Raw genomic sequence first — 1,799 nt, forward strand, 5'->3', positions numbered from 1 at the left:
TGTCACGGCTATTTAGAGATGAGACAAAGTAATCAATTTAGAAACGCGACACAATAATATCTGTTATTACTTCATTTGCAAGATTCTATAGATATGGATGCGCAGCTGTGAGCCGCCGGCCGGGTGAAGCTGGCTGGGGTTGCGTAGCCCGGTCGGCGGCGGATGGCTCTGGCGCAATCATATACTTTAGCTTTCTCAACCGGATCGCTTCCATCACTCTGCCGCGTCCCGGGTCGCCAATGCTTGTCGCCGTCGGGCGATGACGATGGGATCCTTCGTAAAATCCGTCTTCCGTCCAGGCTTGGCACCACGTGTCTGATAGCCGTTGCTCTTGCTGCCATCGGGAATGCCAAACATATGATCCGTCTGGCCAGTGCGACGAGGGCCGCTCTTGCTGCGCTGCTGCTGGCGCCCAGCCTGCAGCTCAGCGACGATCGACAGCATGTCATCCAGCCGTTTGTTCTCAACCACGTCCGCTCGGTGCACCGACCGCAACGTGTCGAAGGTTTTGTAGGGCAGGGAGACCCCATCGTGCGTGATCTCGAGGCGTCCGTCAGGATAGTCGCAAACGACCATCTTCTTGCCCGCTAGCGCCGTCGCGCGCTCTGTCGGATCGAGAATGAACATCACCTTGTCGTAGCGCAACGTCAAGGAATGCGACAGCTTGCGAACTTCCTTGCGGCACATGGCACCATCGAGGTTCTCGTGATCGGCCAGCGGCCAATGCATGTCCTTCGGATTGCGTGCGGGCTTGCCAAACCGAGCATTAAAGTCCGCCATGAACTCTGGCGCATAGGCGTTAGCCGCCTCGATCGTATCGATACCGCGCAGCCGCAACTCCTTCACCAACCGATCCTGCAGCGTCTGATTGGCGCGTTCCACACGGCCTTTGGCTTGTGGAGTGTTCGCACAAATAATGTCGATGTTCAGCTCGTAAAGCGCCCGACCGAATTGCGTCAGGCCGCTCGTGCGGTCCTTCAGTGAGGCATGCGCGCTACGGAAAACACCGTGCTTGTCGCTATAGAATGCAATCGGCTTGCCCCATTGCTGCAAATAGGCCTTCGTCGCATGCAGATAATCAAAGGTATTCTCAGACGCCGCAAAGCGCAGATGCAAGAGCTTGCCAGTGGCGTCATCAATGTAGACGAGCAGGGCGCATTTGCGGCCACGCTCTTCAAACCACCAGTGATGCGAACCATCGATCTGGACAAGCTCACCAAAACAATACCAAAACAATCACGCCGGCCACGCGGCTGAAAGACCCGCTTCTTGCGCTCGCGGCGTGACACCCAGATGCCGGCTTCGATCATCCATTGACGCAGCGTCTCCTTGCTGACCGATATCCGATGGCGCTCAAGTAGCTTCTCCGCCGCCAAGGTCGGCCCGAAGTCCGCGTAATGCTCACGCACCAGGTCGAGAGCCAGGTTGCGGAAATCCTCGCTGTGGCGCCGGTTGCTCGGACGACCGCGCTTCTTCGACCTCAGACCGTCGGCTCCGTCCTGGTCATAGGCTTGCAGAAGCCGATGCACCTGGCCGCGGCTGAGCCCCAACAACTCAGCAGCCCGAACCACCGTCAGGCTGCCTCGGCGAACTTCGCAAATACGTTCTAGGCGATGCAATTCCTTCTGCGACATGACAATCAAACAAGACATGACGACTCCGAACACAGATGGCCTCAGCCACGTTGCACGTCGCTAATCTTGCTCCCCAATCCTGACGTTCGACCAGCATCCCGAGAGGCGACGAGTGTCGCATCTCTAACTGGCCTATGTGTCGCATCTCTAAAATGCCGCTACACA

At 57.4% G+C, this 1,799-nt stretch carries 1 pseudogene; it reads right to left on the bottom strand.

Annotation, left to right across the window (positions count from 1 at the left end):
• Nucleotides 1–213: 213 nt before the first annotated feature.
• A pseudogene (locus tag FHT73_RS29245) lies at nucleotides 214–1,652 on the bottom strand (ISNCY family transposase).
• Nucleotides 1,653–1,799: the final 147 nt, after the last annotated feature.

The organism is Rhizobium sp. BK098 (genome assembly GCF_014193155.1).
Classification (GTDB): Bacteria; Pseudomonadota; Alphaproteobacteria; order Rhizobiales; family Rhizobiaceae; genus Rhizobium.